This is a genomic window from Kitasatospora sp. NPDC057738, from assembly GCF_042798815.1.
GTDB classification, from domain to species: domain Bacteria; phylum Actinomycetota; class Actinomycetes; order Streptomycetales; family Streptomycetaceae; genus Kitasatospora; species Kitasatospora lactacystinica.
This window is the reverse complement of sequence record NZ_JBHVJT010000046.1, coordinates 12,280-34,611: the sequence shown is the minus strand read 5'-3', so window position 1 is coordinate 34,611 and position 22,332 is coordinate 12,280. Positions and strand designations below refer to the sequence as shown.

The 22,332-nt window shown below is 72.7% G+C and carries 21 protein-coding genes; 10 read left to right on the top strand and 11 right to left on the bottom strand.

Annotation, left to right across the window (positions count from 1 at the left end; all coding sequences use genetic code 11):
- The first annotated feature begins 188 nt into the window (after positions 1 to 188).
- A complete protein-coding gene (locus ACFVGO_RS24175; protein WP_359903728.1) occupies positions 189 to 1,022 on the top strand; it encodes a GNAT family N-acyltransferase in 834 nt (277 codons plus the stop codon).
- Positions 1,019 to 2,029: a lysophospholipid acyltransferase family protein gene (locus tag ACFVGO_RS24170; RefSeq protein WP_380633955.1), complete on the top strand. Its 1,011-nt coding sequence runs from the start codon at positions 1,019 to 1,021 to the stop codon at positions 2,027 to 2,029. Before ACFVGO_RS24175 ends, ACFVGO_RS24170 begins: the two co-directional genes overlap by 4 nt.
- On the opposite strand, the gene ACFVGO_RS24165 is transcribed toward ACFVGO_RS24170, so the two are convergent.
- Complete coding sequence (locus ACFVGO_RS24165) at positions 1,923 to 3,488, bottom strand: MFS transporter (RefSeq protein WP_380633953.1); 1,566 nt, start codon at positions 3,486 to 3,488, stop codon at positions 1,923 to 1,925. The genes ACFVGO_RS24170 and ACFVGO_RS24165 overlap by 107 nt on opposite strands.
- A 124-nt stretch (positions 3,489 to 3,612) precedes the next feature.
- Here ACFVGO_RS24165 and ACFVGO_RS24160 point away from each other — a divergent pair, with 124 nt between their 5' ends.
- The 4 genes from ACFVGO_RS24160 (at position 3,613) to ACFVGO_RS24145 (ending at position 8,345) form a co-directional block, all read left to right on the top strand.
- Complete coding sequence (locus tag ACFVGO_RS24160) at positions 3,613 to 4,311, top strand: TetR/AcrR family transcriptional regulator (protein WP_359903720.1); 699 nt, start codon at positions 3,613 to 3,615, stop codon at positions 4,309 to 4,311.
- Between the two features lie 71 nt (positions 4,312 to 4,382).
- Positions 4,383 to 5,345 (top strand): prolyl aminopeptidase, encoded by a 963-nt coding sequence (gene pip / locus ACFVGO_RS24155; RefSeq protein ID WP_359903717.1) that lies wholly within the window; start codon positions 4,383 to 4,385, stop codon positions 5,343 to 5,345.
- A gap of 106 nt (positions 5,346 to 5,451) precedes the next feature.
- Positions 5,452 to 6,450: a YdcF family protein gene (locus tag ACFVGO_RS24150; protein WP_359903714.1), complete on the top strand. Its 999-nt coding sequence runs from the start codon at positions 5,452 to 5,454 to the stop codon at positions 6,448 to 6,450.
- A 386-nt stretch (positions 6,451 to 6,836) separates the two neighbouring features.
- Positions 6,837 to 8,345, top strand: a complete 1,509-nt coding sequence (locus tag ACFVGO_RS24145) for a PHB depolymerase family esterase (RefSeq protein WP_380351719.1) — start codon at positions 6,837 to 6,839, stop codon at positions 8,343 to 8,345.
- 104 nt (positions 8,346 to 8,449) lie between these two features.
- On the opposite strand, the gene mca is transcribed toward ACFVGO_RS24145, so the two are convergent.
- A complete protein-coding gene (gene mca, locus ACFVGO_RS24140) occupies positions 8,450 to 9,367 on the bottom strand; it encodes a mycothiol conjugate amidase Mca (protein WP_359903709.1) in 918 nt (305 codons plus the stop codon).
- A gap of 40 nt (positions 9,368 to 9,407) precedes the next feature.
- The gene (locus tag ACFVGO_RS24135; protein WP_359903706.1) at positions 9,408 to 10,853 is read right to left on the bottom strand and encodes an MDR family MFS transporter; all 1,446 of its coding nucleotides are present in this window, start codon (positions 10,851 to 10,853) and stop codon (positions 9,408 to 9,410) included.
- A gap of 196 nt (positions 10,854 to 11,049) precedes the next feature.
- Between ACFVGO_RS24135 and ACFVGO_RS24130 the strand changes: the two genes are divergently transcribed.
- Complete coding sequence (locus ACFVGO_RS24130) at positions 11,050 to 11,697, top strand: TetR/AcrR family transcriptional regulator (protein WP_380633949.1); 648 nt, start codon at positions 11,050 to 11,052, stop codon at positions 11,695 to 11,697.
- A gap of 300 nt (positions 11,698 to 11,997) precedes the next feature.
- Here the strand turns inward: ACFVGO_RS24130 and ACFVGO_RS24125 are convergent, their stop codons facing one another.
- From ACFVGO_RS24125 to ACFVGO_RS24110, 4 genes are all read right to left on the bottom strand, one after another.
- Positions 11,998 to 12,567 (bottom strand): hypothetical protein, encoded by a 570-nt coding sequence (locus tag ACFVGO_RS24125; RefSeq protein WP_380351724.1) that lies wholly within the window; start codon positions 12,565 to 12,567, stop codon positions 11,998 to 12,000.
- A gap of 25 nt (positions 12,568 to 12,592) precedes the next feature.
- On the bottom strand, positions 12,593 to 13,624 hold the full coding sequence (locus tag ACFVGO_RS24120) for a hypothetical protein (RefSeq protein ID WP_380351726.1): 1,032 nt from the start codon (positions 13,622 to 13,624) through the stop codon (positions 12,593 to 12,595).
- A 439-nt stretch (positions 13,625 to 14,063) separates the two neighbouring features.
- Positions 14,064 to 15,119, bottom strand: coding sequence for a hypothetical protein (locus ACFVGO_RS24115; protein WP_359903701.1), 1,056 nt, complete (start codon positions 15,117 to 15,119; stop codon positions 14,064 to 14,066).
- A gap of 340 nt (positions 15,120 to 15,459) precedes the next feature.
- Positions 15,460 to 16,449, bottom strand: a complete 990-nt coding sequence (locus ACFVGO_RS24110) for an alpha/beta fold hydrolase (RefSeq protein ID WP_380351729.1) — start codon at positions 16,447 to 16,449, stop codon at positions 15,460 to 15,462.
- 149 nt (positions 16,450 to 16,598) lie between these two features.
- Between ACFVGO_RS24110 and ACFVGO_RS24105 the strand changes: the two genes are divergently transcribed.
- The gene (locus ACFVGO_RS24105) at positions 16,599 to 17,216 is read left to right on the top strand and encodes a helix-turn-helix domain-containing protein (protein WP_380633981.1); all 618 of its coding nucleotides are present in this window, start codon (positions 16,599 to 16,601) and stop codon (positions 17,214 to 17,216) included.
- Between the two features lie 611 nt (positions 17,217 to 17,827).
- On the opposite strand, the gene ACFVGO_RS24100 is transcribed toward ACFVGO_RS24105, so the two are convergent.
- The 4 genes from ACFVGO_RS24100 to ACFVGO_RS24085 all read right to left on the bottom strand — a co-directional run bounded on the left by ACFVGO_RS24100 (position 17,828) and on the right by ACFVGO_RS24085 (position 20,084).
- Entirely contained in the window at positions 17,828 to 18,277 is a 450-nt protein-coding gene (locus ACFVGO_RS24100; protein WP_380633946.1) for a TIGR03618 family F420-dependent PPOX class oxidoreductase, read from the bottom strand.
- A 269-nt stretch (positions 18,278 to 18,546) separates the two neighbouring features.
- The gene (locus ACFVGO_RS24095; protein WP_359903694.1) at positions 18,547 to 19,014 is read right to left on the bottom strand and encodes a hypothetical protein; all 468 of its coding nucleotides are present in this window, start codon (positions 19,012 to 19,014) and stop codon (positions 18,547 to 18,549) included.
- Positions 19,015 to 19,323: 309 nt separating this feature from the next.
- On the bottom strand, positions 19,324 to 19,476 hold the full coding sequence (locus ACFVGO_RS24090) for a hypothetical protein (RefSeq protein ID WP_359903691.1): 153 nt from the start codon (positions 19,474 to 19,476) through the stop codon (positions 19,324 to 19,326).
- 29 nt (positions 19,477 to 19,505) lie between these two features.
- Complete coding sequence (locus ACFVGO_RS24085; protein WP_359903689.1) at positions 19,506 to 20,084, bottom strand: helix-turn-helix domain-containing protein; 579 nt, start codon at positions 20,082 to 20,084, stop codon at positions 19,506 to 19,508.
- Positions 20,085 to 20,170: 86 nt separating this feature from the next.
- Between ACFVGO_RS24085 and ACFVGO_RS24080 the strand changes: the two genes are divergently transcribed.
- The gene (locus ACFVGO_RS24080) at positions 20,171 to 21,052 is read left to right on the top strand and encodes an SDR family oxidoreductase (protein ID WP_359903686.1); all 882 of its coding nucleotides are present in this window, start codon (positions 20,171 to 20,173) and stop codon (positions 21,050 to 21,052) included.
- 213 nt (positions 21,053 to 21,265) lie between these two features.
- Positions 21,266 to 22,117 (top strand): SDR family oxidoreductase, encoded by an 852-nt coding sequence (locus ACFVGO_RS24075; RefSeq protein WP_380633943.1) that lies wholly within the window; start codon positions 21,266 to 21,268, stop codon positions 22,115 to 22,117.
- Positions 22,118 to 22,332: the final 215 nt, after the last annotated feature.

Sequence of the window (22,332 nt, the reverse complement as noted above, 5' to 3'; positions counted from 1 at the left end):
CCGCCGGGCCACGGGTGTTCCCATTCAACAGGTGCACATCTGCGCTCCGCCGGGCCGCAACATAAATGCCAACCGGCTCGGAGAGACATACGGGGACCGGTTCGCGTCCATGCCCAACCGCCTGCGGACCGGGACGGTGCCCTGGTGATCCACGGCACCGCCGATCGTGCTGCCCTGGAGGGTCCGCCATGACCACCGTCCCCACGTACGCTCCGTCCGCAGTCGCCCCCACCCACGACGCCCGGACGGTCCCCGCGCCCCGCCCCCGGCCCGCCGCCCCGGCCGCGTACACCGTCTCCCTCGCCCGCGACGAGGACGACGTGCGCGCCGCCCAGCGGCTGCGCCACCAGGTCTTCGGCGCCGAGCTGGGCGCGGTGCTGCACAGCCCGGTCGAGGGCCTGGACGTCGACCCGTTCGACGAGTACTGCGACCACCTGCTGGTCCGCGAGGGCGAGCAGGGCGCCGTCGTCGGCACCTACCGGCTGCTGCGGCCCGAGGCCGCCCGCCGGGCCGGCCGGCTGTACTCCGACGGGGAGTTCGACCTCTCCGCGCTCGCGCCGGTGCGCCCCGGCCTGGTCGAGCTCGGGCGCTCCTGCATCCGCCCGGACCACCGGGGCAACGGCGCCGTCATCAACCTGATGTGGGGCGGCATCGCCCGCTACCTGGCCGACACCGGCAACACCTGGGTCGGCGGCTGCTGCTCGATCGAGCTGGCGGACGGCGGCGCCACCGCGGCCCGGGTCTGGGACACCGTCAGCGCCAAGCACCTGGCGCCCGAGGAGTACCGGGTCACCCCGCACCGCCGCTGGGACGCCACCGGGGTGGCGCGCGCCGAGCGGGGCGCGCTGCCGGCCCTGCTCCGAGGCTACCTGCGGCTGGGCGCCTGGGTATGCGGCGAGCCCGCGTACGACCCGGACTTCGACTGCGCCGACCTGTACGTGCTGCTGTCGCTGGAGCGCACCGACCCGCGCTACCTGCGGCACTTCCTGTCCGGCGTACCCGCCTCGGGCGCCTCGTCATGAGCGTCTGGCTGCCCACGGCGACCTGCCGGCCCGAGACCTGCCTGGCCGAGGCCTCGCCGGAGGTCTCCCACCCCCGGCGGGCGCTGCGGCTGGCGGCCTGTCTGACCGCCGTGCTGGCGGGGGTCGTGCTCGGCCTGCCGGTCCGGCTGTTCCCGTACCGCGCCCGGATCCTGCTGGTCCGGCTCTGGGCGCGGACGGTGCTGCGCGCCCTCGGGGTGACCGTCCACCTCGCGGGGCCCGACGGACCGGGTCCCGGCGCGGACGGCGGGGTGCTGGTGGTGGCCAACCACGTGTCCTGGCTGGACATACCGCTGCTCGCCGCCGGTCGGCCGGGCCGGTCGCTGGCCAAGACCGAGGTCCGGCAGTGGCCGGTGCTCGGCCCGCTGATCGCCGGGTGCGGCACCGTCTTCCTGGACCGCGACCGGCTGCGGACGCTGCCGGACACCGTCGCCGCGGTGGCCGGAGTGCTGCGCTCCGGGCAACCGGTGATCGTCTTCCCGGAGGGGTCGACCTGGTGCGGGCGGGAGAGCGGCCGGTTCCGGCCCGCCCTGTTCCAGGCGGCGGTGGAGGCGGGCGCCGACGTCCAGCCGGTGACGATCCGCTACCGGCTGGCGGACGGGCGGCCGACCAGTGTGCCCGCCTTCATCGGGGACGACGGGCTGCTCACCTCGCTCGCCCGGGTGGTCGCGGCCCGCGGGCTGGTCGCCGACGTCACCTTCCTGCCGCCGATCGCGCCGCCCGGCCCGCAGCCCGCCCGGGCGGGCGCCCGGCGCGAGCTGGCCCGCAGGGCGCAGGCGGCGATCGAGGGCATCCGCCGACGGGCCGCCGGTGCGGCGGCCCGTGCGACGGGCGCGTCCGGGCGTGCCGTGCGCCCGGCCGGGCCGCCGGCCGGATCGCCGATCAGGCGGAACGGGCCTCGGCCGGCTCCGCCGGCCGAGGACGGACGGCCTCCGGCGGGGCGATCGGACGGGCCCGGCCGAGCAGGACGGCGACCAGGACGGCGGTGACCGCGAGCGCGACCGCCCCGCAGCGCACGGCGAGGTGGATGCCGTCGATGAAGGCGCCGTCCACCGCCTCCTGGAGCGGACCGGGCAGTGCCGCCGCCGCTGCGCCACCGCCGTGCACCGCGCCGGTGGGCGCGTCCGCGATCGGACCGACGGCGTCCGGCGGGACTCCGATCCGGTGCAGGGCGGCCGTCAGGGAGTCGGTCAACCGGCCGGTCAGGACGGCGCCCAGCACGGCGATCCCGAGCACCCCGCCGAGCTCGCGCAGGGTGTTGATGGCGGCCGAGGCCATCCCGGTCTGGGCCGGGGCGACCCGCTGCATCACCCCGATCGACACCGGGGTGAAGGTGAGCCCCATCCCGAGGCCCATCGCGAACAGCGTCCACAGGTATTCGAGGTAGTGCGCGTGGTCGCCGTACAGTGACAGGCCGCCGAGGCCCGCCGCGCAGAGGACGAGGCCGAGCACCAGCGGCGGCCGGGGCCCGTGGCGGGCGGTCAGCCGGCCGGAGAGCGGCGCGGCGAGCACCAGCATCGCGGTCATCGGCAGCCCCGCGTAGCCCGCGGCGGCCGGGGACCAGCCGAGGGTGCCCTGCATCATCAGCGGCAGGAAGAACAGCGCGCCGAACATCCCGAAGCTGACCATGAACCCGCTGAGCAGCGCGCCGCCCAGCATGCCGTCGCGGAACAGCCGCAGCTCCAGCATCGGTTCGGCGAGCCGCAGTTCGAGCAGCAGGAAGGCGATCAGCAGCACGGCGGCCGCGGCGCCGCAGCCGAGCACCCGGGCGTCGGTCCAGCCGCGGGACGGGCCCTCGATCAGCGCGTAGACCAGCAGGCCGAGTCCGGTGGCGGACAGGGCGAGGCCGCCGAGGTCGATCCGGCGGGCGCGCGGCGGGATGTCCGGGAGCACCCGGGTGGCGAGCAGCAGTCCGGCGACGCCGATCGGCACGTTGATCCAGAACACGCTGGCCCAGCCGAGGTGTTCGACCATCGGGCCGCCGACCACCGGTCCGACCGAGAGGCCGAGCGCGGAGACCCCGGACCAGGTGGCGATGGCCTTGGCCCGCTCCTGCTCGTCGGTGAAGACGTGCCGCAGCAGGGCGAGACTGCCGGGGGTGAGCAGCGCGGCGCCGACGCCCTGGAGCATCCGGGCGCCGACCAGCACGCCGATCGTGTCGGCGAGCGCGGCCAGGGCCGATCCGACCGTGAAGAGGGCGAGGCCGAGCCGGAACACCCGGGTGCGGCCGTACCGGTCGCCGAGTGCGCCACCGGTCAGCACGAAGGCCGCGTAGACCAGGCTGTAGCCCTCGGCGACCCATTGCAGGCCGCTGATCCCGGCGTCCAGTTCCTGGCCGATGCGGGGCAGGGCGTTGTTGACGATGACGTTGTCCAGCATGGACATGAACATGGTGACGCAGAGCGTGAGCAGCGCGAGCCGTCGGCGGCGGGCGCTCGATTCCTCCATGGGTTCCCTCCCGGTCATGAGCCCCTAACACTGTTAGGGGTCGGCGCGACAGCCACAGACTGCACCTAACGGTGTTAGATTGCAAGCGGGAATCCACCACACGGCCGGAGGCGTCCGCACACCCATGCCGCAGAACCACCCCGACACGCCCGGGACCGACGACACGACACCCGCCCTGACCAGGGACGCCCTCGCCCAGGCCGCCCTGCGCGTCCTGCAACGGGACGGCCTGGCCGGGCTGTCCATGCGCAAGGTCGCCGCCGAGGTCGGCGTCAAGGCGGCCTCGCTGTACTGGCACGTCCGCAACAAGCAGGAGCTCCTCGACCTGCTCACCGACGCCCTGTTGGGCTCCGCCGAGCCCCCGCCGCGCACCGGCGGCTGGCGCGAACAGTTCCACGCGTACTGCTGGCGCTACCGCCGCCTGCTGCTCGACACCCGGGACGCGGCCAAGGTCGTCGCCGGCCGGCTCGCCCCCGGGCCCCACCTGCTCGGGCTCATGGAGGACCAGCTGGACCGCCTCCGCGCGGCCGGCTTCTCCGACGCCGACGCCGCCATGGCCAGCTACCTGCTGGGCGCCTTCGTCCAGGGCTTCGTGCTCCAGGAACAGTCGCCGATCTCGGCCGCCGAGGTGCTCGGCACCAGCCGCCGGGACATCGCCGACGCCGCCGGCGACCTGTTCCGCGCCCTGCCCGCCGAGACCTTCCCCAACCTGGTCGCCCTCGCCGACGACCTCACCGCGCCGGACATGGACGCCCGCTTCGAGTTCGGCCTCCAGCGGGTCCTCGACGGCCTGGCCGCCCTGCTCCCGCCGGAGCACCGCTGAGCCCCTCCCCGGGATCCGACACCGGGGTAGGCTCGCCGGGCCCACCCCGTACGACCACGGAGGAGTCACCGATGCCCGAGCCGTACCCCCTCTACGAACCGTACGCACAAGGCCTGTTGGACGTCGGCGACGGGCAGCTGATGCACTGGAACGCCTCCGGCGACCCGGCGGGCAGGCCGGCCGTGGTGGTGCACGGCGGGCCCGGCTCCGGCCACAGCCCGGGCACCCGGCGGTACTTCGACCCGGAGCGCTACCACCTCGTCCAGTTCGACCAGCGCGGCTGCGGGCTCAGCCGCCCGGCCGCCGCCGACCCCTCGACCAGCCTGGAGCACAACACCACCGCGCACCTGATCGCCGACATGGAGCGGCTGCGCGAGCACCTCGGCATCGACAAGTGGCTGCTCTACGGCGGCTCCTGGGGCTCCACGCTGATCCTCGCCTACGCGCAGGCCCACCCGGAACGGGTCTCCGCGATCGTGATCTGCGGGGTCACCATGACCCGTCCCGAGGAGACCGACTGGCTGTACCGCGGCGTGGGCCGCTTCCTGCCCGCGGCCTGGGAGGCGTTCCGGGACTTCCTTCCGCCCGCCGACCGCGACGGGGACACCTTCGAACTGCTCGCCGCCTACAGCCGGCTGCTCAACAGCACCGACGAGCCCGTCCGGCGGGCCGCCGCCAACGCCTGGGCCACCTGGGAGGACGCGGTCATCTCGCACGAGACGCTGGGCAAGCCGAACGCGTACACCGACCGGCCCTCCGACGCGCTGATGGCCTTCGCCCGGATCACCGCGCACTACTTCTCGCACCGGGCCTTCCTGCCGGACGGCCAACTGCTGCGCGACGCCGGGCGGCTGTCCGGAATCCCCGGCGAACTGATCCACGGCCGGCTGGACCTCGGCGGGCCGGTCGACACGGCCTGGCAGCTGGTCAAGGCCTGGCCGGACGCCCGGCTGACGGTCATCGACGACTCCGGACACACCGGCAGCCCGCGGATGCGGGACGCGATCCTGGCCGCGATCGAGCGCTTCGCCTGAACCCCGGCCGGGCGTCCGGGGCACCCGCCGGGCGCTCACCGGGGCCCTCGGTTCCTCCGAACGCCCGGCCGGTTCGTACAGGTGGGATTCCCCTACGATACGACGCATGATCGCCTATGCCCCAGCCGCCCTGTTCTTCCTGTTGTTCGGAATCGGGGTAGTACGCGACCGTCGCCAGTTCAGCAACGCCGTCCTGCTCGGCATCGCCGTCTCCCTCCTGTCCCTCGCCCTGCTCGCCGAGCTCCGCAAGGCGCCCAGCATGGTGATCACACTCGCGGCGGCGGTCATCGTCCTCCTCCCGGCCCTCGGCACGGCGGCCCTGGTCTGGTTCCTGCTCGCCAACGGCCTGACCATGATCCGCAAGGAGGGCAGACGGCCGGCCAACCTGCTGTCACTGCTCGCCGGGCTGGGCATCCTCGGCGTCATCGGACTGCTGGTCGCCGCCCTCATCGTCCACTCGCGGCCGCTGGCCGCGCTCGCGGGCACCGCGGTGCTCGTGGTCGGCTACATCTCCTTCCTGTTCACCTGCTTCGTCGGCTACGCCTTCCTGTACAGCCGCCACCGGCCGCGCCGGGACGTGGACTTCGTGATCGTGCTCGGCTCCGGGCTGATCGGCGGCGAGCGCGTCCCGCCGCTGCTCGCCAGCCGACTGAACCGGGGCCGCGAGGTGTACGAGAAGCAGGCCGCCCGCGGCAACCCGCCGGTGCTCATCACCTCGGGCGGCCAGGGGCCGGACGAGAAGCTGCCGGAGTCCCACGCGATGGCCGACTACCTGGTCGAACGCGGCTTCCCCGACGAGCACATCGAGCGGGAGGACCGCTCGCGCACCACCGAGGAGAACCTGCTGTTCAGCAAGGCCATCATGGAGCAGGCCAAGCCCGACTACCGCTGCGTCGTGGTCACCAACAACTTCCACGCCTTCCGGGCGGCACTGCTCGCCCGCCAGACCGGCGTCAACGGCCACGTCTTCGGCTCTCCCACCGCCCGGTACTACTGGCCGAGCGCCACCATTCGCGAGTTCGCCGCGATCTTCCTGTCCCACAAGCTGGTCAACTTCGGGATCTGCGGCTTCATCGCCCTCTGCGGAGTGCTCGCGGCCCTGTGAGCCGCCCCGGGACCCCCACCCGGGCGGGCCCCGGTCGCTCCGGCGGCCGGGGCCGGTTCTTTTCCATCCGACATCGGCTTGTGGATGGTCCCCGGGTTCGCCCCGGAACACCGCCGTCCCGATGCCACCTCGCCTCACGTGCGTTCCGGTGCGGGGCAGGTACGGCCTTCGGCGCTCCGCATGACGCGCGGCCGGGCCGCAGGACCACGGCGCGGGCCGCGGGGCACGGGCAGTAGGACCACGGCGCGGGGCGCGGGAGTAGGACCATGGCGGCCTGCGCCATGCCCGGGCGGTGGACCCCGGATGACCGTCACATGGCACCGGGCCTGCGGGCGCGCCACGCTGCACGGGACCGGCCCCCACTCCTCCCCCACGTTGGAGTCCCCATGCCACTGCGCCCCACCGCCGCGGCGCTGCTCACCACCGTCGCTCTCGCGCTCGGCGCCGCCGCGCCCTCCGCAGCCGTCGCCTCCCCCGCCGCACCCTCCGCCACCACGGTTTCCCCCGTCACGGCCTCCGCCGCATCCTCCGTGGCGGCGGCCGCCAGCGGCAGCTTCCAGCAGGTCACCGGGTTCGGCACCAACCCGGGCAACCTCGCGATGTACACCTACACCCCCGCCGGCTTGCCCGGCGGCGCTCCCCTGGTGGTCGCGCTGCACGGCTGCGTCCAGAGCGCCACCGACTACTACCGCAACTCGGGCTGGACCAAGTTCGCCGACCAGTACGGCTTCGCGGTGGTGTTCCCGCAGACCAGCAGTGTCAACAACAGCCTCTCCTGCTTCAGCTGGTTCGACGCGAGCCGGGCCGCCCGGGGCGTCGGCGAGGCCAGGTCGGTGGTCGAGATGGTCGCCAAGGCCGAGTCCCTGTACGGCTCGGACGCCCACCGGGTGTTCGTCACCGGGCTCTCGGCGGGCGGCGGGATGGCCGCCGACCTGTTGGCGGACTACCCCGACGTGTTCGCCGGCGGGGCGATCGACTCCGGGCTGCCCGCGCACTGCGCCGCCACCCAGGCCGCCGCCTCCGGCTGCCAGAACTCCGACCAGGGGCTCACTCCGGCCCAGTGGGGCGACAAGGTCCGGGCCGCGTACCCGGGTTACACCGGGCCGTGGCCCAGGGTGGCGATCTGGCAGGGCACCGCCGACACCGTGGTCAGGCCGGTGAACGCGGCCGAGCTGCGGGACCAGTGGACGAACGTCCAGGGCCTCGGCCGTCAGCCGACCGGCACCCGGAGCCTGCCCGGCGGCACCACCCAGGAGGTCTACGCCGATGCGAACGGAAGGCCCGCGGTGGCCGTGTTCACGATCAGCGGGATGGGCCACGGCCTGGCCGTCGACCCGGGCTCCGGGGCCGACCAGTGCGGGACGACCGGCGCCTACTTCCTCGACACGATCTGCTCCGGCTACTACACCGCGCAGTTCTGGGGGCTGGACGGTGGCTCCGGCCCCACCGACCCCGGGCTGCCCGCCCCGACCGGGCTGACCGCGACCGCGACCGCCGGGTCGGTCGCCCTCGGCTGGCAGTCCGTCAGCGGCGCCTCCTCGTACCAAGTCTTCCGCGATGACACCCAGGTGGGCAGCACGACCGGCACGGCCTTCACCGACACCGGACTCGCGGCCGGCACCACGTACCGCTACACCGTGGCGGCGGTCGACGGGTCGGGCGCCGCCGGCCCCCGGTCGGCGGCGGTGACGGCGACCACTCCGGGCGGGGGCACCCCCCAGTGCTTCACCGCCAGCAACTACGCGCACGTCTCGGCCGGCCGTGCGACCCAGACCGGCGGCCAGACCTACGCGCTCGGTTCGGGCCAGAGCATGGGGCTCTGGAACACCTTCGTCACCCACACTCTGAAGCAGACCGGACCGGGCTACTACGTGCTCGCCGACGGCCAGTGCTGAGCGGAGGGCCGCTGCCGAGCGGACCATCGCTGCCGAGCGGACGGCGGTCACCGCGCCACCCGGTGACGCCGCGAACGCCCGCGCCGCCGCGCCCGCCGTCCGGCTCATCCCGCCCCCACCCCCACCCGCGCCTCCGCCCGTAGCCCGGCGAACAGGTCGGTCTCGATCACGCCGTCCCCGGCCGCCGCACCCACCACCGGCACCAGGCTCCGGGCCAGGTGGTAGTCCTCGGTCGGCCAGACCTCGCGCTCGATGTCCCGCGGGTGGGCCATGAAGGCCACGCCCGGCTGGACCTGGGTGGCGTGCGCCAGCATCGCCGCGTCCCGTACGGCGAACTGCTCGGCGCATGCCACCCGGGTGGTGGTGGCCAGGGCCGGCGGGGTGTCGGGCCAGCCGGCGAGCAGCTCGCCCATCCCCGAGGGGACGCCCCGTTCCGTCATGGCCTCGTGCAGGGCCCGGAACCAGGCCCGGGAGAGCGCCAGGTGGTAGTAGAGCTTGGACACCTGCCAGGGCTCGCCCGGCCCGGGATCGTGCTCCGGGTCGGCGGCGGCTTCGACGGCCGCCACCGTGACCCGGTGGGTCATCACGTGGTCCGGGTGCGGGTAACCGCCGGTCTCGTCGTAGGTGATCACCACCTGCGGGCGGAACTCCCGGATCAGTGCGACCAGCGGCGCCGCCGCGAGCTCCACCGGCCGGGCGGCGAAGCAGCCCTCGGGAAGGGGCTCGTCCGGGCCGGGCATCCCGGAGTCGACGAAGCCGAGGAACCGCTGGCGCACACCGAGGATCTCCCGGGCGGCCGCCATCTCCTCGCGCCGGACGCGGGCGATGTCGGCCCGGACCTCGGGCCGGTCCATGGCCGGGTTGAGCACCGAGCCGCGCTCGCCGCCGGTGCAGGTGGCGACCAGGACGTCCACGCCCTCGGCCGCGTACCGGGCGAGGGTGGCCGCACCCTTGCTGGACTCGTCGTCGGGGTGCGCGTGGACGCTGAGCAGGCGAAGGCCGTCGGGGTGGCGGATGGACACGGGTGCCTCCAGGTCTGGGTGGTCGGGAACCGGCCGGTGGTCAGCCGGATCGGCGGGTGTTCGGGTAGAGCAGCGCCGGAGCGATGGCGAGCGCGGACAGGGCCAGGACCCACCAGAAGGTCTCGCCGAAGGCCGCACCCGGCCGGCCCGGGTGCCCGTCCTGCGCCTGCTGGAGCGCCAGCGTCAGCACCGCCGTGCCGAGCGCCCCGCCCACCCGGTTCAGCACGTTGACCGCACCCGCCGCCGCCGGCACCTGGTCCTTCTCGACGCTCCCGTACACCACTGCCAGGCCGGGGATCGCGATCATCCCCATGCCCGCGCCGCGCAGTGCCAGCGAGCCGGCGATCAGCCAGGCGGCCGGTTCGGAGCCGCTGCCCAGCTGGGTGAACGCGATCGTGCCGACCAGGGAGCAGCCGATGCCGATCATGATCAGCGGACGCGGCGCGATGCGGTCGGTCATCCGGGCGGCCAGCATGGCGGTGACCGCCGTGCCGAGGGCCTGCGGCGCCAGCAGCAGACCGGCCTCCACCGCGCCGGCGTGCTTCACCTGCTGGTAGTAGAGCGGCACCAGGAACATCGAGCTGTAGAGCGCGGCGCCCTGCAGGAAGCTGTTCGCCGTCGCCACGCTGAAGCCGCGCCGGGCGAACAGCCGCAGGTCGATCAGCGGCGTCCGGACGCCCCCGCGCCCCACTCGCAGCGCGTACCAGCCGTAGGCCGCCACCAGCACCGCGCCCGCCGCCAGAGCGACCCAGCCGGCCGTTGCGCCGTCACCGATCGTCGCGAGCCCGTAGACCAGCCCGGTCAGGCCGGGCGAGAGCAGCACCAGGCCGGTCACGTCCAGCCGGGGCTTCGGTGCGTCCGACGTCTCGTCGGACGGCAGCCAGCGGGCGGCGAGCAGCAGGATCACCAGCCCGACCGGCACGTTCAGCAGGAACATCCAGCGCCAGTCGAAGTGCTCCAGCACCAGCCCGCCGAGGATCGGCCCCAGGACCGGGGCCAGGCTGATCGGAAGCATCAGCGTGCCCATCACCCGCCCGACCCTGGACGGCCCGGCCGCTTGTATGATGATCGCCTGGCCGAGCGGTTGAATCATCCCGCCGCCGATCCCCTGCAGCACCCGGAAGGCGATCAGACTGCCCGTCGACCAGGCCAGGCCGCACAGCGCCGACCCGAGCACGAACAGGACGACCGAGGCCAGCCACGCCCGCCGCCCCCCGAAGCGGCCGGCGGCCCAACCCGAGAGCGGCATGGTCAGCGAGATCGCCAGCAGGTACCCCGTGGCCACCCACTGCATCTCCGCGATCGAGCCGTGCAGATCGCGCCCGACGGAGTCGATGCCGACGTTGACGATCGTGCTGTCCAGCAGCGCGAGCACCGGCCCCAGCGCGAGCACCCCGCCCATCTTCCACAGGCCCGGCGGAATCGGCTCCGGCTCCCCCTCCCGGACTCCTCCCGGCCGGCCCTTCGCAGCAACGGATGCGGTCATGCGCCCTCCCCTGGTCGCCCTTGGGCGAGTCGCCCCCGAACCCGCGTGCCGCCACTTCGACGCTCACCCGGCACACTCTCGGACGCCCACCCGGGCAGCCTCTCCGGCCGCCCCGGGAAGAACTTAGGACGGACCCATCGATTAGGTCAAATCTAATTTCTGTACTCGACCCAGACTCCTGCGCTAGGCTCCCGGCATGACCGAGACCGGGACGACTCCGAACCTGCGCGAGCTCAACAAGCGCCGCACCCGTGAGGCGATCTCGCACGCCGCGACCAGGCTCTTCATCGAGCGGGGCTTCGACCGCACGACCATCGCCGAGGTCGCGGCCGCCGCGGGCGTCGCCAAGATGACCGTCACCAACCACTTCCCGCGCAAGGAGGACCTCTTCTTCGACCTGCACGAGGAGCTCGTCGTCCGGCTCGCCGCAACGGTCTCCGAGCGCGCACCGGGCGAGTCCGCGCTCGCCGCGCTGCGCCGCGACTGCCTCGCCGGGCTCGACCGGCACGACGCCCGACTCGGCTTCTCCGGCCCGGAGTTCGCCCGCACCGTCTTCGACAGCCCCGCTCTGGGCGCCCGGCTGCGCGAGTTGCACGAGCAGAGCGAGACGGCACTCGCCGAGGCGCTGGCCGAGGCGGTGCACGAGAGACCCGTCGGCTTCGAGTGCCGGGTCGCCGCCGCGCTGCTCGCCGCCGTGGACCGTGCGGTGTTCGCCGAGGTGTTCCGCCGCACCCTGGCCGGCGAGGAGCAGGCGGCGATCGCCGCCGCGGTCCGCCCCTCGGCCCTCCGGGCCTACGACCGCCTGGAGAGCCCCCTCGGGAACTTCGCCGTCCGGAACGCCTGAGCAGGGTCGGGACTGGCCCGGTGGCTGACGCTCCGATTCCAGTCCCCGCCGCTTCACACCGTGCATTGCAGTTCGACCGCTACACCCACCACGGCGACCGGATCGCCCGAAGCCCGGACAGCCCCCTCGACCTGGAGTCCCTGGCGTTTCGTGCCGCGGCTGCCCCGGCCGTGTCGTGGCGATCGAGGCGGTCCGGGACGGCGCCACCGTCCACGACTGGTTCACGGTCCTGCTGGCGATCACCGAGGACCCCGCGCAGGAGCATCCGTTGGCCACCATCCCCTCCACCACGGCGAGGCGCTACCCGAACGGTGGTGAGGGTGCCGACGGCGGACAGCTCGCGTGCGCCGCGTCGGCCGGGGGTGGTGTCATACCAGGCGGTGCGCCCGGAGGTCGGCCATGTACTTGGTAATCAGGTCCAGTGACAGACGGGATGTCGCTCTCCTCGTCGAGGGCTGCGGCCCGGACCGCCGCACGGAACCGGTCCGTCGACAGGGCGGATCCGGCGAGTGGCGGTGCCGGCTCGGCGAAGGCGTGCAGCAGTGGGAGCAGCGAGTGCTGCCTGCGGCGGTCGGGCAGGCCGCGCAGGGCGGTCTCGAAGCGCTCGGTCCACTCGGTGTGGCCGTGGACGCGTGTCAGGGGATGCCCGGCTGCGATCAGCCAGCCGATGCCCGTGTCGAGCGAGATGCCGTCCTCGTGCGGGTTGACCACGTTGTAGGTCCAGTAGCCCTCCCGTGCGCCGTCACCGAGCACGGTGACGGCCCGCGCGGTGAAGTCCACCGGGAGTGCGTCGAAGTGTCCGCGCCCGTCGCCGGTGCCCCCGGCGTAGAAGCTGCCGGGTGCGATGCCCGTCGCCAGCAGGCGCAGCACGAGGCGGGTGAAGACATCCCGGCCGTCAGGATCGCGGGGCCCATGGGTCGTCGTGCTCCGTCGGATCAGACTGTTCGGGATGGAGCATTTCTCGGACGCAGCGCCGCAGTCCCGTCTCGTTCGAGCCGCCGGCGGCGGCCATCCAGGGCAGGCCGTCCATGGCGCGGGCACGCTCGTCGGTGGAGAGGTCGTCGACGGCGGCGCGAAGGTCGTCGGGGACGGGTTCGTCCGTCAGGCAGAGCCAGCCGATCGCGGCGGCCAGCCGGTCCTCGGGAGCTTGCGCCCGGTCCCGCCAGCGTTCTCCCAGCCACACGGTGGTCGGCGGATGGGGGTGGGCACGGGTGCCTTCAGCTGTGGCGAAGACCAGGGCGGCGCGGACAATCGGGTCCTGCTCGGCGTCGAGCCGGGCACGGAAGGCGGCACGCATCGTGCGGTCGAGGTCGGTAGCGGCGGCCAGGGCGTAGGCGGCGCGGATCCGGATCGCAGGCTCGGGATCGTGCAGAAGAGGCTTCAGGAGGGTGGCGTCGGCAGTGATCGCGACCCGGGTGGCGGCAACCGACCAGCCCGCCGGGTAGCCGGTCACCTCGACACCGTAGCCGTCGTAGAGGTCCTCGTACTGGGTTGCGGCACGGTGGAGCAGCAGTTCGCCACGGGAGGCGACGCCGAAGTAGCGGGCACGGGCCGGGGAGGAGACTTCCGCGAGCGCGTCGGCACGGTACGGGTGGCAGGTGTCCGCGGCGATCCGGATCAGGAAAGGCACGGCGAGCGCAGCGGCGGCCCGCATGTCGTTGGCACAGATACCGCCCACAACACCCGTTCCGGCGCGAACGGATGAACTGCCGGTACGGAGCAGGTCGATGGCCTCCCTGACGTGATCCCCCTGCGGGAAGTTCTCCCAGGGAACTTCGTCGAGCCGGAATCCGTCCTTGACCTCGGACCGCATGGCGGCCACTACCGCACGCACATCGAACGGTCCGCCAACGAATGAGGACAGGTCAGCCCCGCCCGCCAACGCTCGGCACATCGCGAACGTCGGATCAGTTCGCCACTCGCCCACCTCACACCACCCCACCGCTGAGTCGGATCGGAGTAGATCATGCCCGAGCGGACCGACATCACTGTCGAGGCCCTGCCCTCGCGCCGCGGGGGCAAACGCGAGGCCGTCGCTTCCCCAGCAGGCCGCACAGACCGGTGATCGTCAGGCCTTCCTGTTCGAAGCTGGACGTTAAACGACAAGGTGAGTGCCTGTGTTCCAAGGTCCTAGCGGTGCTTGCCGAGGTCAGAAATCGAACAGGCGGATCGGCGCTGTGAGGAGGGGGTTGGATGGCCGTGGCGGCGGCAGCCGTGGATGGTCCGTAGATCCGGCGCCGTCCGGGGGCAGAGGGTCGGGGCTCCTCGGCAGGTGCCACGTAACCGCCCCCGTCCACTCGGCACAGGTCCCACACGCCGGTGCGAGACCTGCGCCCATCCTGACGACCCGTCGTCGAGGATCGGGACTAGAAGTATCCGATGCCGGCGATCTGCCAGGGTGCTCCGACGTGGGTGGGGCTGCCGTTCTCCTCCAGCACATCAGCTCGGCCGATGATGCTGTTGCCGGCCATGTGCCAGATCTGGGTCTCATCGGTGCTGGTGTTGTGCCAGAGGATGTCCGGGCTTCCGTCGCTGTCGAAGTCTGCGGTGCCGGCGATCTGCCAGGGTGCTCCGACGTGGGTGGGGCTGCCGTTCTCCTCCAGCACGCTCTGCCGTCGGGCGATGCGGTGGGCGTAGTCCATGGACCAGATCTGGGACTCGTTGGTGTTGGTGTTGTGCCAGAGGATGTCCGGGCCGCCGTACGGGTTGAGGCCTGACACGCCGGCGATCTGCCAGGGTGCTCCGACGTGGGTGGGGCTGCCGTTCTCCTCCAGCACATCGGCTCGGCCGATGATGCTCATGTCGTTCATGAACCAGATCTGGGTCTCGTTGGTGCTGGTGTTGTGCCAGAGGATGTCCGGGTATGAGTCGCTCCGGTTGAAGTTTGCGACGCCGGCGATCTGCCAGGGTGTTCCGGCGTGCGCGGCGTTGCCGTTCTCGTCGCGCACGATCCGGCTGGTGAGGTTGCGACCGTTGCTGTCCAAGTATCTGATCACGGTCTCACCGGTGTCGCTGAGGTGCGTGATGACGTCCGCGGTTCCGTTGTGGTCGAAGTCTGCCGCGCCGGCGACCTGCCAGGGTGCCGGGGCCCCAATGGGGCTGCCGTCCGGGCCGACCACGGTCTGCCGGCCGGTGACGCGGGTGTCGTCCATGTACCAGATCTGGAGCTGGTCGAGGCTGGTGTTGTACCAGAGGATGTCCGGCTGCGCGTCGCTCAGCACTTGATCGGCGGGTGGCCCGGTGACCTTGGCGGGTGCGGTCCCGTCCGGGGTGGGGCTGCCGTTGGTCACCGAGACTGCCGGGGTGGTCCCCTTGTCGCCGGCCCGGCCCGTTGCGCTGTGCGCCGGGCCGGTACTCAGGGCTGTCAGAGCGGCGACGACGGCGATGGCCGCGCCGGTCAGGGTTGTCTTCGTTCTGGGCATGATGGTTCCTCCTGTGCGCGCCGACGGCCTGATGCCGTGGCCTGTGATCCGACGGACGAGAGGAGGCGCCCTTGCGCCGGCCGGCACGTGCGCTCACCCGGCGACCCCGCGCCGCGGCCGGCCGGCGGACCCGCTGGTGTTCGGGGGCGGAGGTGCGCCGCGTCCTGCACAGGTCGTTCCACGGAGTCGGCCACCGGTCACAGGCGCCGGTCCGAAACCATCCCACTGCATGAAGCCTGGTGAGCCGGCCCGGCACGTCGACACGTCCGGTGTGGCGGGGGTGACCATGACGAACAGTGGCAAGCCCTTGCGGCGGAGGCCGGCCGGCACACCCGCCGGTTCAGCTCTGGAGGGAGGCGAGCCAGGCGGTCAGCAGGCGGTTGACCTCCTCGGGACGCTCCTGCTGGATCCAGTGCCCGCAGCCGTCCAGGATGTGGGTGGAGGCCAGGGCGGGGAGGGTGGCCGGGTAGGCGTCGATGGCGTCGGCCATCCAGGTCGTGGAAGCGTCCAGGGCGCCGCCGATGAACAGGGACGGCTGCGTGATCGGGGCTCCGCCGTACTGGGCGAGGTCCTCCCAGTCGCGGTCCATGTTGCGGTAGCGGTTGAGGGCCCCGGTCATGCCGGTGCGCTCGAACTCCCCGGCGTACACGTCGAGGTCGTCCTCGGTCAGCCAGGCGGGCAGCTTGCCGCCGGGGAAGCGGTCGCGCAGCCGGCCGCCGGTGCGGGTCACGAAGTGCGGGTCGGGCTCGCCCTGGGCGGGCATGGTGTCGGCGGACATGGCCGCGTAGAAGCCCGCGAGCCAGCCCCGGAGGTCGGGCTCCATCTCTGCTTCGGCCCGGCCGGGCTCCTGGAAGTACGAGACGTAGAACTCCTGGTCGCCGCCCATCTGCGCGAAGACGTCGGTGGGGCGGGGGCCGCCGGGCGGCGCGTAGGGGACGCTCAGCAGTGCGACGGCGCGGAAGACCTCGGGGTGGAGCAGGGCGGAGGCCGCCGCGATGCTGGAGCCCCAGTCGTGCCCGACGACCACTGCCGTCTCCTCGCCCAGGGCGCGTACCAGGGCGACGTTGTCCTCCACGAGGTCGAGCATCCGGTAGGCGTCCGTCGCGGCCGGCTTGGAGGAGCGGCCGTAGCCGCGCACGTCGAGCGCCACGGCCCGGTATCCCGCCGCCGCGAGGGCCGGGAGTTGGCGGCGCCAGGAGTACCAGGACTCGGGGAAGCCGTGAACGAGCAGGACCAGCGGTCCGGTGCCCTGCTCGACCAGGTGCAGGCGCCCGGCGGGCGCCTCGATGGTGCGGTGGCGCAGGTCGGCGGACGGTGCGGGCTGGTGCATCGCTTCTCCTCGGTTCACGGGCGGCCGCGGTTACCCACCGATCATGCGGCGCGGCGGCCGCACGACGCGAACACCCTTGCCATCGTGGCAAACTGGCAGGACAGGACGGTGGAGGCGGCACGGCCGCAGGGAGCGGGGCGACGGTGACGGTGACGGTGACGGACGACAGCACAGCCGACACGCTGGCGGCCTTGGGCCCCCGGCTGCGGACCGCGCGTGAGCAGCACGGCGCCACACTCACCGGCGTCAGCCGCGCGACCGGCATCTCGCTGAGCACGCTGTCGCGGATCGAGACCGGCCGGCGCAAGCCGACCCTGGAGGTACTGCTGCAGCTCGCGAAGGCGTACGACGTCTCCCTCGACGAGCTGGCCGGCACCGCACCCGCCTCGGCGGCGTCCGGACCGCGCACCCCGGTGCCGCAGCGTTCCGGCAACGACAAGACGGTGCTACCGCTGACCCGGTACGTCGGGGGCCTGCACGCCCACAAGCACGTCCTGCCCGCCGTCGACGCGCCGCCGGCGCGGCCGCGGCAGGTCTCCCACGACGGGTACGAATGGCTGTGCGTCCTGTACGGGCGGCTGTGGCTGGCGCTCGGCGAGCAGGACCTCGTCCTGAGCGCCGGGGACGTGGCCGAGTTCGACACCCGCACCGCCCACGGAGTCGCGAACGCCGGACCCGGCGGACCGGTCGAATACCTGATCATGTTCGGGCCGCAGGGAGAGCGCCTACGACCGCGCACCCCAGCCCCCGACCGCGGGGTCCGGTAGCGCGGAGCACAGCGTCCGGGCCCCGCGCCGGTGCCTGCGGCTTCACGCCTCGGCGGCGGCCGGATCACGTGGTGGCCGGATCACGCGGTGGTCGCAGGCCGCCGGGCGGGGCAGGGAGGTGGAAGGAGTGCCGGCCGAGCATGTTGATGTGGTGCCGCACGACCGCTGAGAGGCGAGTCACGTCCTCGTCACGCCGGTGGCCGGGCTCGTCGGCGGGGCTGAATTTCTCCCGGACGGCCCAGCTGTCGGCGCGGCGGCGGACCCGTCACCGTCAGAGGTCGTTCCTGGACTCCGGCCCATGGGACTTTCGATATCGGTGGGACTCCTCTATGGCCAGGCTCGCAACGACGCGGTAGGCCTCGACCGTCACCGCTCTGCCTTCGCCCGCCTCGGCCAGGCGCTCATGGAGGAGGAAATCGGCTGGCACGAGCTCCGACGGGCGGTTCCCACCGCACCCACCCACCGCACACCCACCGCACACCCACCGAGACGGCGGAGTCCGGGCGCCGGCCCCCGATGGTGGTCGGCGCCCTCGGTGTCCGACTGTGAGCGGCGCAGCTGCTGGACGGGCCGGGGGCCGCGCATCCTGTCAGCGGCACCCGGCAGGTGCACTACTCGGGGGCGGGGACGGGGCCGCCGGGTCGGAACCGCTCCACCCCGACAATGTGCCGTACCTTGACCGGGCGCACGATCACCGCGACCCGCTGCTCACCCGGCATGGTCCACTCGTAGTGCTCCACGCCCAGGTACTTGCGGGCCAGCCGGTCCATCCGCTCGTGCGCCTCCTCGCCCTCGATGAAGCGGGCCACCACACCGCTGATCTGCACGCGGTCGAAGGGGTCGGTGGCGTCCGCGTGCGAGAGATAGACGCGCGGGTCGCGACGCAGGTTCTCCTCCTTCACCCGCCCCACCGAGGTGTTGAACGTCAGTTCCCCCTCTCCCTCCAGATCCACCCACATCGGGCTGACCTGCGGTGCCCCGTCGGCGAACACGGTGCCGACGTACCAGATGTTGGGTGCCTGCAACCGAGCGCGGACGGCTTCGTCGAATGTCGCGGTCATCCCGGGAGGCTACCAACCACGAAGGGTGCCAACCGCGTACTCGGGTGGAGCCACTGATGAAGCCGTGAGGGTCTGTTCTGCCGGTCGGGGGTGGGGTAGAGGCGTTCGCGCTGGCGGCCTCGGCGGCGAGGCGAATCCTCAGCAGTTCGTTCAGGCGGCTGAAGTGGCAGAACGCCAGCTGAGCAAGGTCGACAGCCCCGCAGGCCAGGATTGCCGAGCGCAAGGCCCACAGGTCGGCTCACCCAGAATCGATCAGCAGGAACGTTGGATCACATCTCGCGCCGGTTGTTCGTCCAGGAGATCTCCTGGAGAACATCCTCAGGAGTCGGCACCGCGTCCGGGTAGTGCTGGCGGATCTCCCGGACCACCGAGGCATCCGCGGTGCAGAGGTCCCAGCTCGTGCTGTCGAACTCCCGCAGCACCACCCTCAGCTCATCGCCCGCGTACCCCACGAAGTCCGCGTCAACGAACTGAAGGTCCGGCGCGACCAGGGCCAGTAGCTCAAGGGTGCCGATCCCGGCACCGGAGGAAGCCTTCTCGATCTCGGCAAACCTGGTGACCAGTCGAGCATCGTCGATCCGCACCCTCCAAGTGAGACCGAGTCCGAAGCTCCCGAGGCGCACAAGGAGTTCCGCCAGCGTGACGTAGTACCGCGTGGAGGCACGGTCCTGCCCAGGAGGACGATCACGCCAGGCCGCGAACGTGATCGACTGAAACGCGCCAGGGGGCCTTGCCATCGATGCGGGCTCGATTCGCTTGCGAGGATCAGTGTGCTCTCACATCATGATCTTCCTTGGCCGCAACCGCAGCCGCAGATCATTTTGAAACCGTCAGCCACTGGGGTTTTCGTTCGGCTGCCGGGCAGTGACAGGACAGGTAGTGATCCCCGAACAGGTGCGGTTCGAGGCCGCCGCCCTGTTCGAGGCAGGCGAGAGCACCTCGGTGACGCCGCCGAACGCCCGCACCTGGGGCCGGCGCGGGCACGCACCCCTCGTCCGTGCCCGGGGACGCTCCCGCCGTCGGATCCCGGTGGCCGCGCCGTGCTGCTACAAGCCCTGCCAGAAGTGCAGGATGATCCACCGGCCCCGCTTCCACCATCCGCTCAAGGGAGCCCGCAAGAGCTTCGCCTGGATGCGGCGGCCCACGACCAGGATCGGGCCGGCGGGCTCGAAGAGCTGTGAGGTCTGCTTCTCGTCCACCGCACCGGCGCTGGGCGGTGCTCGTCCGGTCAGCCCAGCGATGCGCTCGCCGCGCGCAGTTCGTCCAGGGCCGCGAGGGTGTACCCGGCGAGCTCGCCCTCGGCGCCGCGGTCGTCCTCGGCCCATTCGGCGTACCCCCGCTTGAAGGCGAGGACGCCCAGCTCGCCCGCGAGGGCCGCGGTCGGATCGGGCACGCCGCGGGCGACCAGGGCGGTTGTCATCGCGGCCGCGAGGCTGACGGTCTTGAGGGCGTCGCGCTCCTGCAGCTCGGCGCTGGCGGCGACGGCGGCCTTCAGGCGGGGGGCGAGCTCGCGGCTCCCGGGGCCCATCGCGGTCGAGGCGCGTTCGAGACCGGCGGCGACCGCCTCGAGCGGGCTGGCGTCACCGGGCGCGTCGGCGATCCCCTCGGCCAGCAGCCGGCTGAGCGTCTCCTGCCCGGCGACCAGCAGTTCGCGCTTGTCGGGGAAGTGCCGGAAGAAGGTGCTCTTGGTGACCCCGGCACGCTCGGCGATCTGCGCGACCGTGGTGGCGTCGTACCCCTGCTCCGTGAACAGGTCGACCGCGGCCACGACGAGGCGTTCACGCGCACCTGGTTCCCATCGACCCATGGGGTTCAGCATACGTGATGGGACTCTTGTCCCATCACTCTGCTACGGTGATGGGACAAGAGTCCCATCACTTCTGGGAGGGTTCCATGCGCGTCTTCGTCACCGGCGGCACCGGCCTGATCGGTTCCGCCGTCGTCGCCGAACTCCTCGGCAACGGCCACACCGTCCTCGCACTCGCCCGCTCCGACGCCTCCGCACGGGCCGCCGAGGCAGCCGGCGCCGAACCGCTGCGGGGAGGCCTCGCCGACCTGGACGTCCTGCGTTCGGGTGCCGCCCGGGCCGACGGGGTGATCCACCTGGCCTTCGGCAACGACTTCAGCAGCCCCGAGGCCCTCGCCCGGAACGTCGCCGAGGAGACCGCCGGCCTCACCGCCCTCGGCGAGGAACTCGTCGGCAGCGACCGCCCCCTGGTCACCGTCTCGGGAACGCCCTGGGTGCCGGGCCGTACCTCCACCGAGGCCGACCCGGTACCGACCGACGGGCCGGTCGGCGGCCGCGGTCGCACGGTCACGGCGATCCTGGGCCTGGCCTCGCGCGGGGTCCGCAGCACATCCGTACGCCTGCCGCGCACGGTTCACAACGAGGGCACGGGAGGGTTCGCCGGCCTACTGACCGACATCGCACGCCGAAGCGGGATCTCCGGCTACCCCGGCGACGGCACCCAGCGCTGGCCCGCGGTCCACGCGCTCGACGCGGCCGTTCTCTTCCGGCTCGCCCTGGAGCAGGCGCCGGCCGGTACCGCCTGGCACGCGGTGGCCGACGAGGGGGACCGGGTACGGGACATCGCGGCCGTCATCGGCCGACGGCTGGGCCTGCCGGTCGAGTCGGTGCCGGAGGAGACCTACGGCCCGCTCGGCCCGATCTTCAGGGCCGACCAGCCCTCGTCCAGCACCCGCACCCGGCAGGCGCTCGGCTGGGAGCCGAACCACCCCGGCCTCCTGGAGGACCTGGAGAACATCCAGCCCTGACCGGCGACCGACCGTCCCGCCGCAGCGACATCTCGCATCCGCGCATCCGCGCATCCCGCGGTCGGCGCGCTCCGGCTCCCGACCCGTTCCCCCGCACCGGCACCGACGACCGGGCCCGCCGGCGCCGGTCCGCCACCCGCGGGGCAGCGACACATCCCGCAGCACCCCCGTCGATGCGGCAATTCATGTCCACAACAAGCAGGAGGTTCCATCATGGTGGCAGTCGTCTTCGGCGCCCGCGGCAACGTCGGTCGTCATGTGGCCGACGGCCTGCTGGCCGCCGGCGAGCAGGTCAGAGCGGTCAGCAGGACCCCGGCCACGCGCTGCACGCCCGGGTGCGAAGCAGTCGTCGCCGACCTTGAGCGCCCCGAGACGCTCCCCGCAGCGCTCGACGGTGCCGACAAGGTGTTCCTGTACGGAATGCTCGACCCCCGGAAGCCCTACGACATCGAGAAGGTCGCCGCAACGGCCGCAGCCGCGGGGATCCGGCAGGTGGTCCTGCTCTCGTCGGTGTCGGTCTCCCTGGACCCCGACGCCGACCACCCGGTCACCCGCCTGAACCGCACGATCGAGCAGGCCGTCCAACGGTCCGGCATGGACTGGACGTTCCTCAGGCCGGGGACGTTCGCGACCAACACCCGCACCTGGTGGGCCGAATCGATCCGCACCGACAACGTCGTCCGCCTTCCCCGTCCGCTCGCGCAGTCGGCACCGGTGCACGAGAAGGACATCGCGGCGCTGGCGGTGACCGCCCTGACCGAACCGGGCCACTCGCACCAGGCCTACACCGTCTACGGGGCAGAGTCCCTGACCCTGCGACGCCAGGTCGAGCACATCGGCGAGGCCATCGGCCGTCACATCCGGATCGAGCACATCTCCGACGAGCAGGCCCGCACGGAAGTCGCCAGAACCATGCATCCGGTCGTGGCCGAGGCGATCGTGAGTCAGTGGGCCGCCGCCGACGGCATCGTGGCCACGACGTCCGTCATCACCGAGAAGATCACCGGCGCTCCGGCACACACCTACGCCCAGTGGGCCGTCGACCACTCCGACGACTTCCGCTGAGCCTGCCGTGCCGACCGGCCGTACGGGGCGGCCCGGCTGCTCGGCACTCCGGATTCCGCCGCCCTGGCCAGTACCCCCTGCGGGGTGGGGGGGGGGAACAAACTACCACCCCCCCCACCCCCCCCCCCTCCCCCCCCACACCCCCCCCCCCCTGGCTGGAGCCCCCCCCCCCGCCCCCCCCCCCCCCCCCCCCCGGGGAAAACACCACACACAAA

Coding starts and splice junctions, on each gene's coding strand:
- ACFVGO_RS24175 (WP_359903728.1), top strand. CDS start 189: ATGACCACCGTCCCCACGTACGCTCCGTCCGCAGTCGCCCCCACCCAC.
- ACFVGO_RS24170 (WP_380633955.1), top strand. CDS start 1,019: ATGAGCGTCTGGCTGCCCACGGCGACCTGCCGGCCCGAGACCTGCCTG.
- ACFVGO_RS24165 (WP_380633953.1), bottom strand. CDS start 3,488: ATGGAGGAATCGAGCGCCCGCCGCCGACGGCTCGCGCTGCTCACGCTC.
- ACFVGO_RS24160 (WP_359903720.1), top strand. CDS start 3,613: ATGCCGCAGAACCACCCCGACACGCCCGGGACCGACGACACGACACCC.
- pip (WP_359903717.1), top strand. CDS start 4,383: ATGCCCGAGCCGTACCCCCTCTACGAACCGTACGCACAAGGCCTGTTG.
- ACFVGO_RS24150 (WP_359903714.1), top strand. CDS start 5,452: ATGATCGCCTATGCCCCAGCCGCCCTGTTCTTCCTGTTGTTCGGAATC.
- ACFVGO_RS24145 (WP_380351719.1), top strand. CDS start 6,837: ATGCCACTGCGCCCCACCGCCGCGGCGCTGCTCACCACCGTCGCTCTC.
- ACFVGO_RS24135 (WP_359903706.1), bottom strand. CDS start 10,853: ATGACCGCATCCGTTGCTGCGAAGGGCCGGCCGGGAGGAGTCCGGGAG.
- ACFVGO_RS24130 (WP_380633949.1), top strand. CDS start 11,050: ATGACCGAGACCGGGACGACTCCGAACCTGCGCGAGCTCAACAAGCGC.
- ACFVGO_RS24115 (WP_359903701.1), bottom strand. CDS start 15,119: ATGCCCAGAACGAAGACAACCCTGACCGGCGCGGCCATCGCCGTCGTC.
- ACFVGO_RS24110 (WP_380351729.1), bottom strand. CDS start 16,449: ATGCACCAGCCCGCACCGTCCGCCGACCTGCGCCACCGCACCATCGAG.
- ACFVGO_RS24100 (WP_380633946.1), bottom strand. CDS start 18,277: ATGACCGCGACATTCGACGAAGCCGTCCGCGCTCGGTTGCAGGCACCC.
- ACFVGO_RS24095 (WP_359903694.1), bottom strand. CDS start 19,014: ATGGCAAGGCCCCCTGGCGCGTTTCAGTCGATCACGTTCGCGGCCTGG.
- ACFVGO_RS24085 (WP_359903689.1), bottom strand. CDS start 20,084: ATGGGTCGATGGGAACCAGGTGCGCGTGAACGCCTCGTCGTGGCCGCG.
- ACFVGO_RS24080 (WP_359903686.1), top strand. CDS start 20,171: ATGCGCGTCTTCGTCACCGGCGGCACCGGCCTGATCGGTTCCGCCGTC.
- ACFVGO_RS24075 (WP_380633943.1), top strand. CDS start 21,266: ATGGTGGCAGTCGTCTTCGGCGCCCGCGGCAACGTCGGTCGTCATGTG.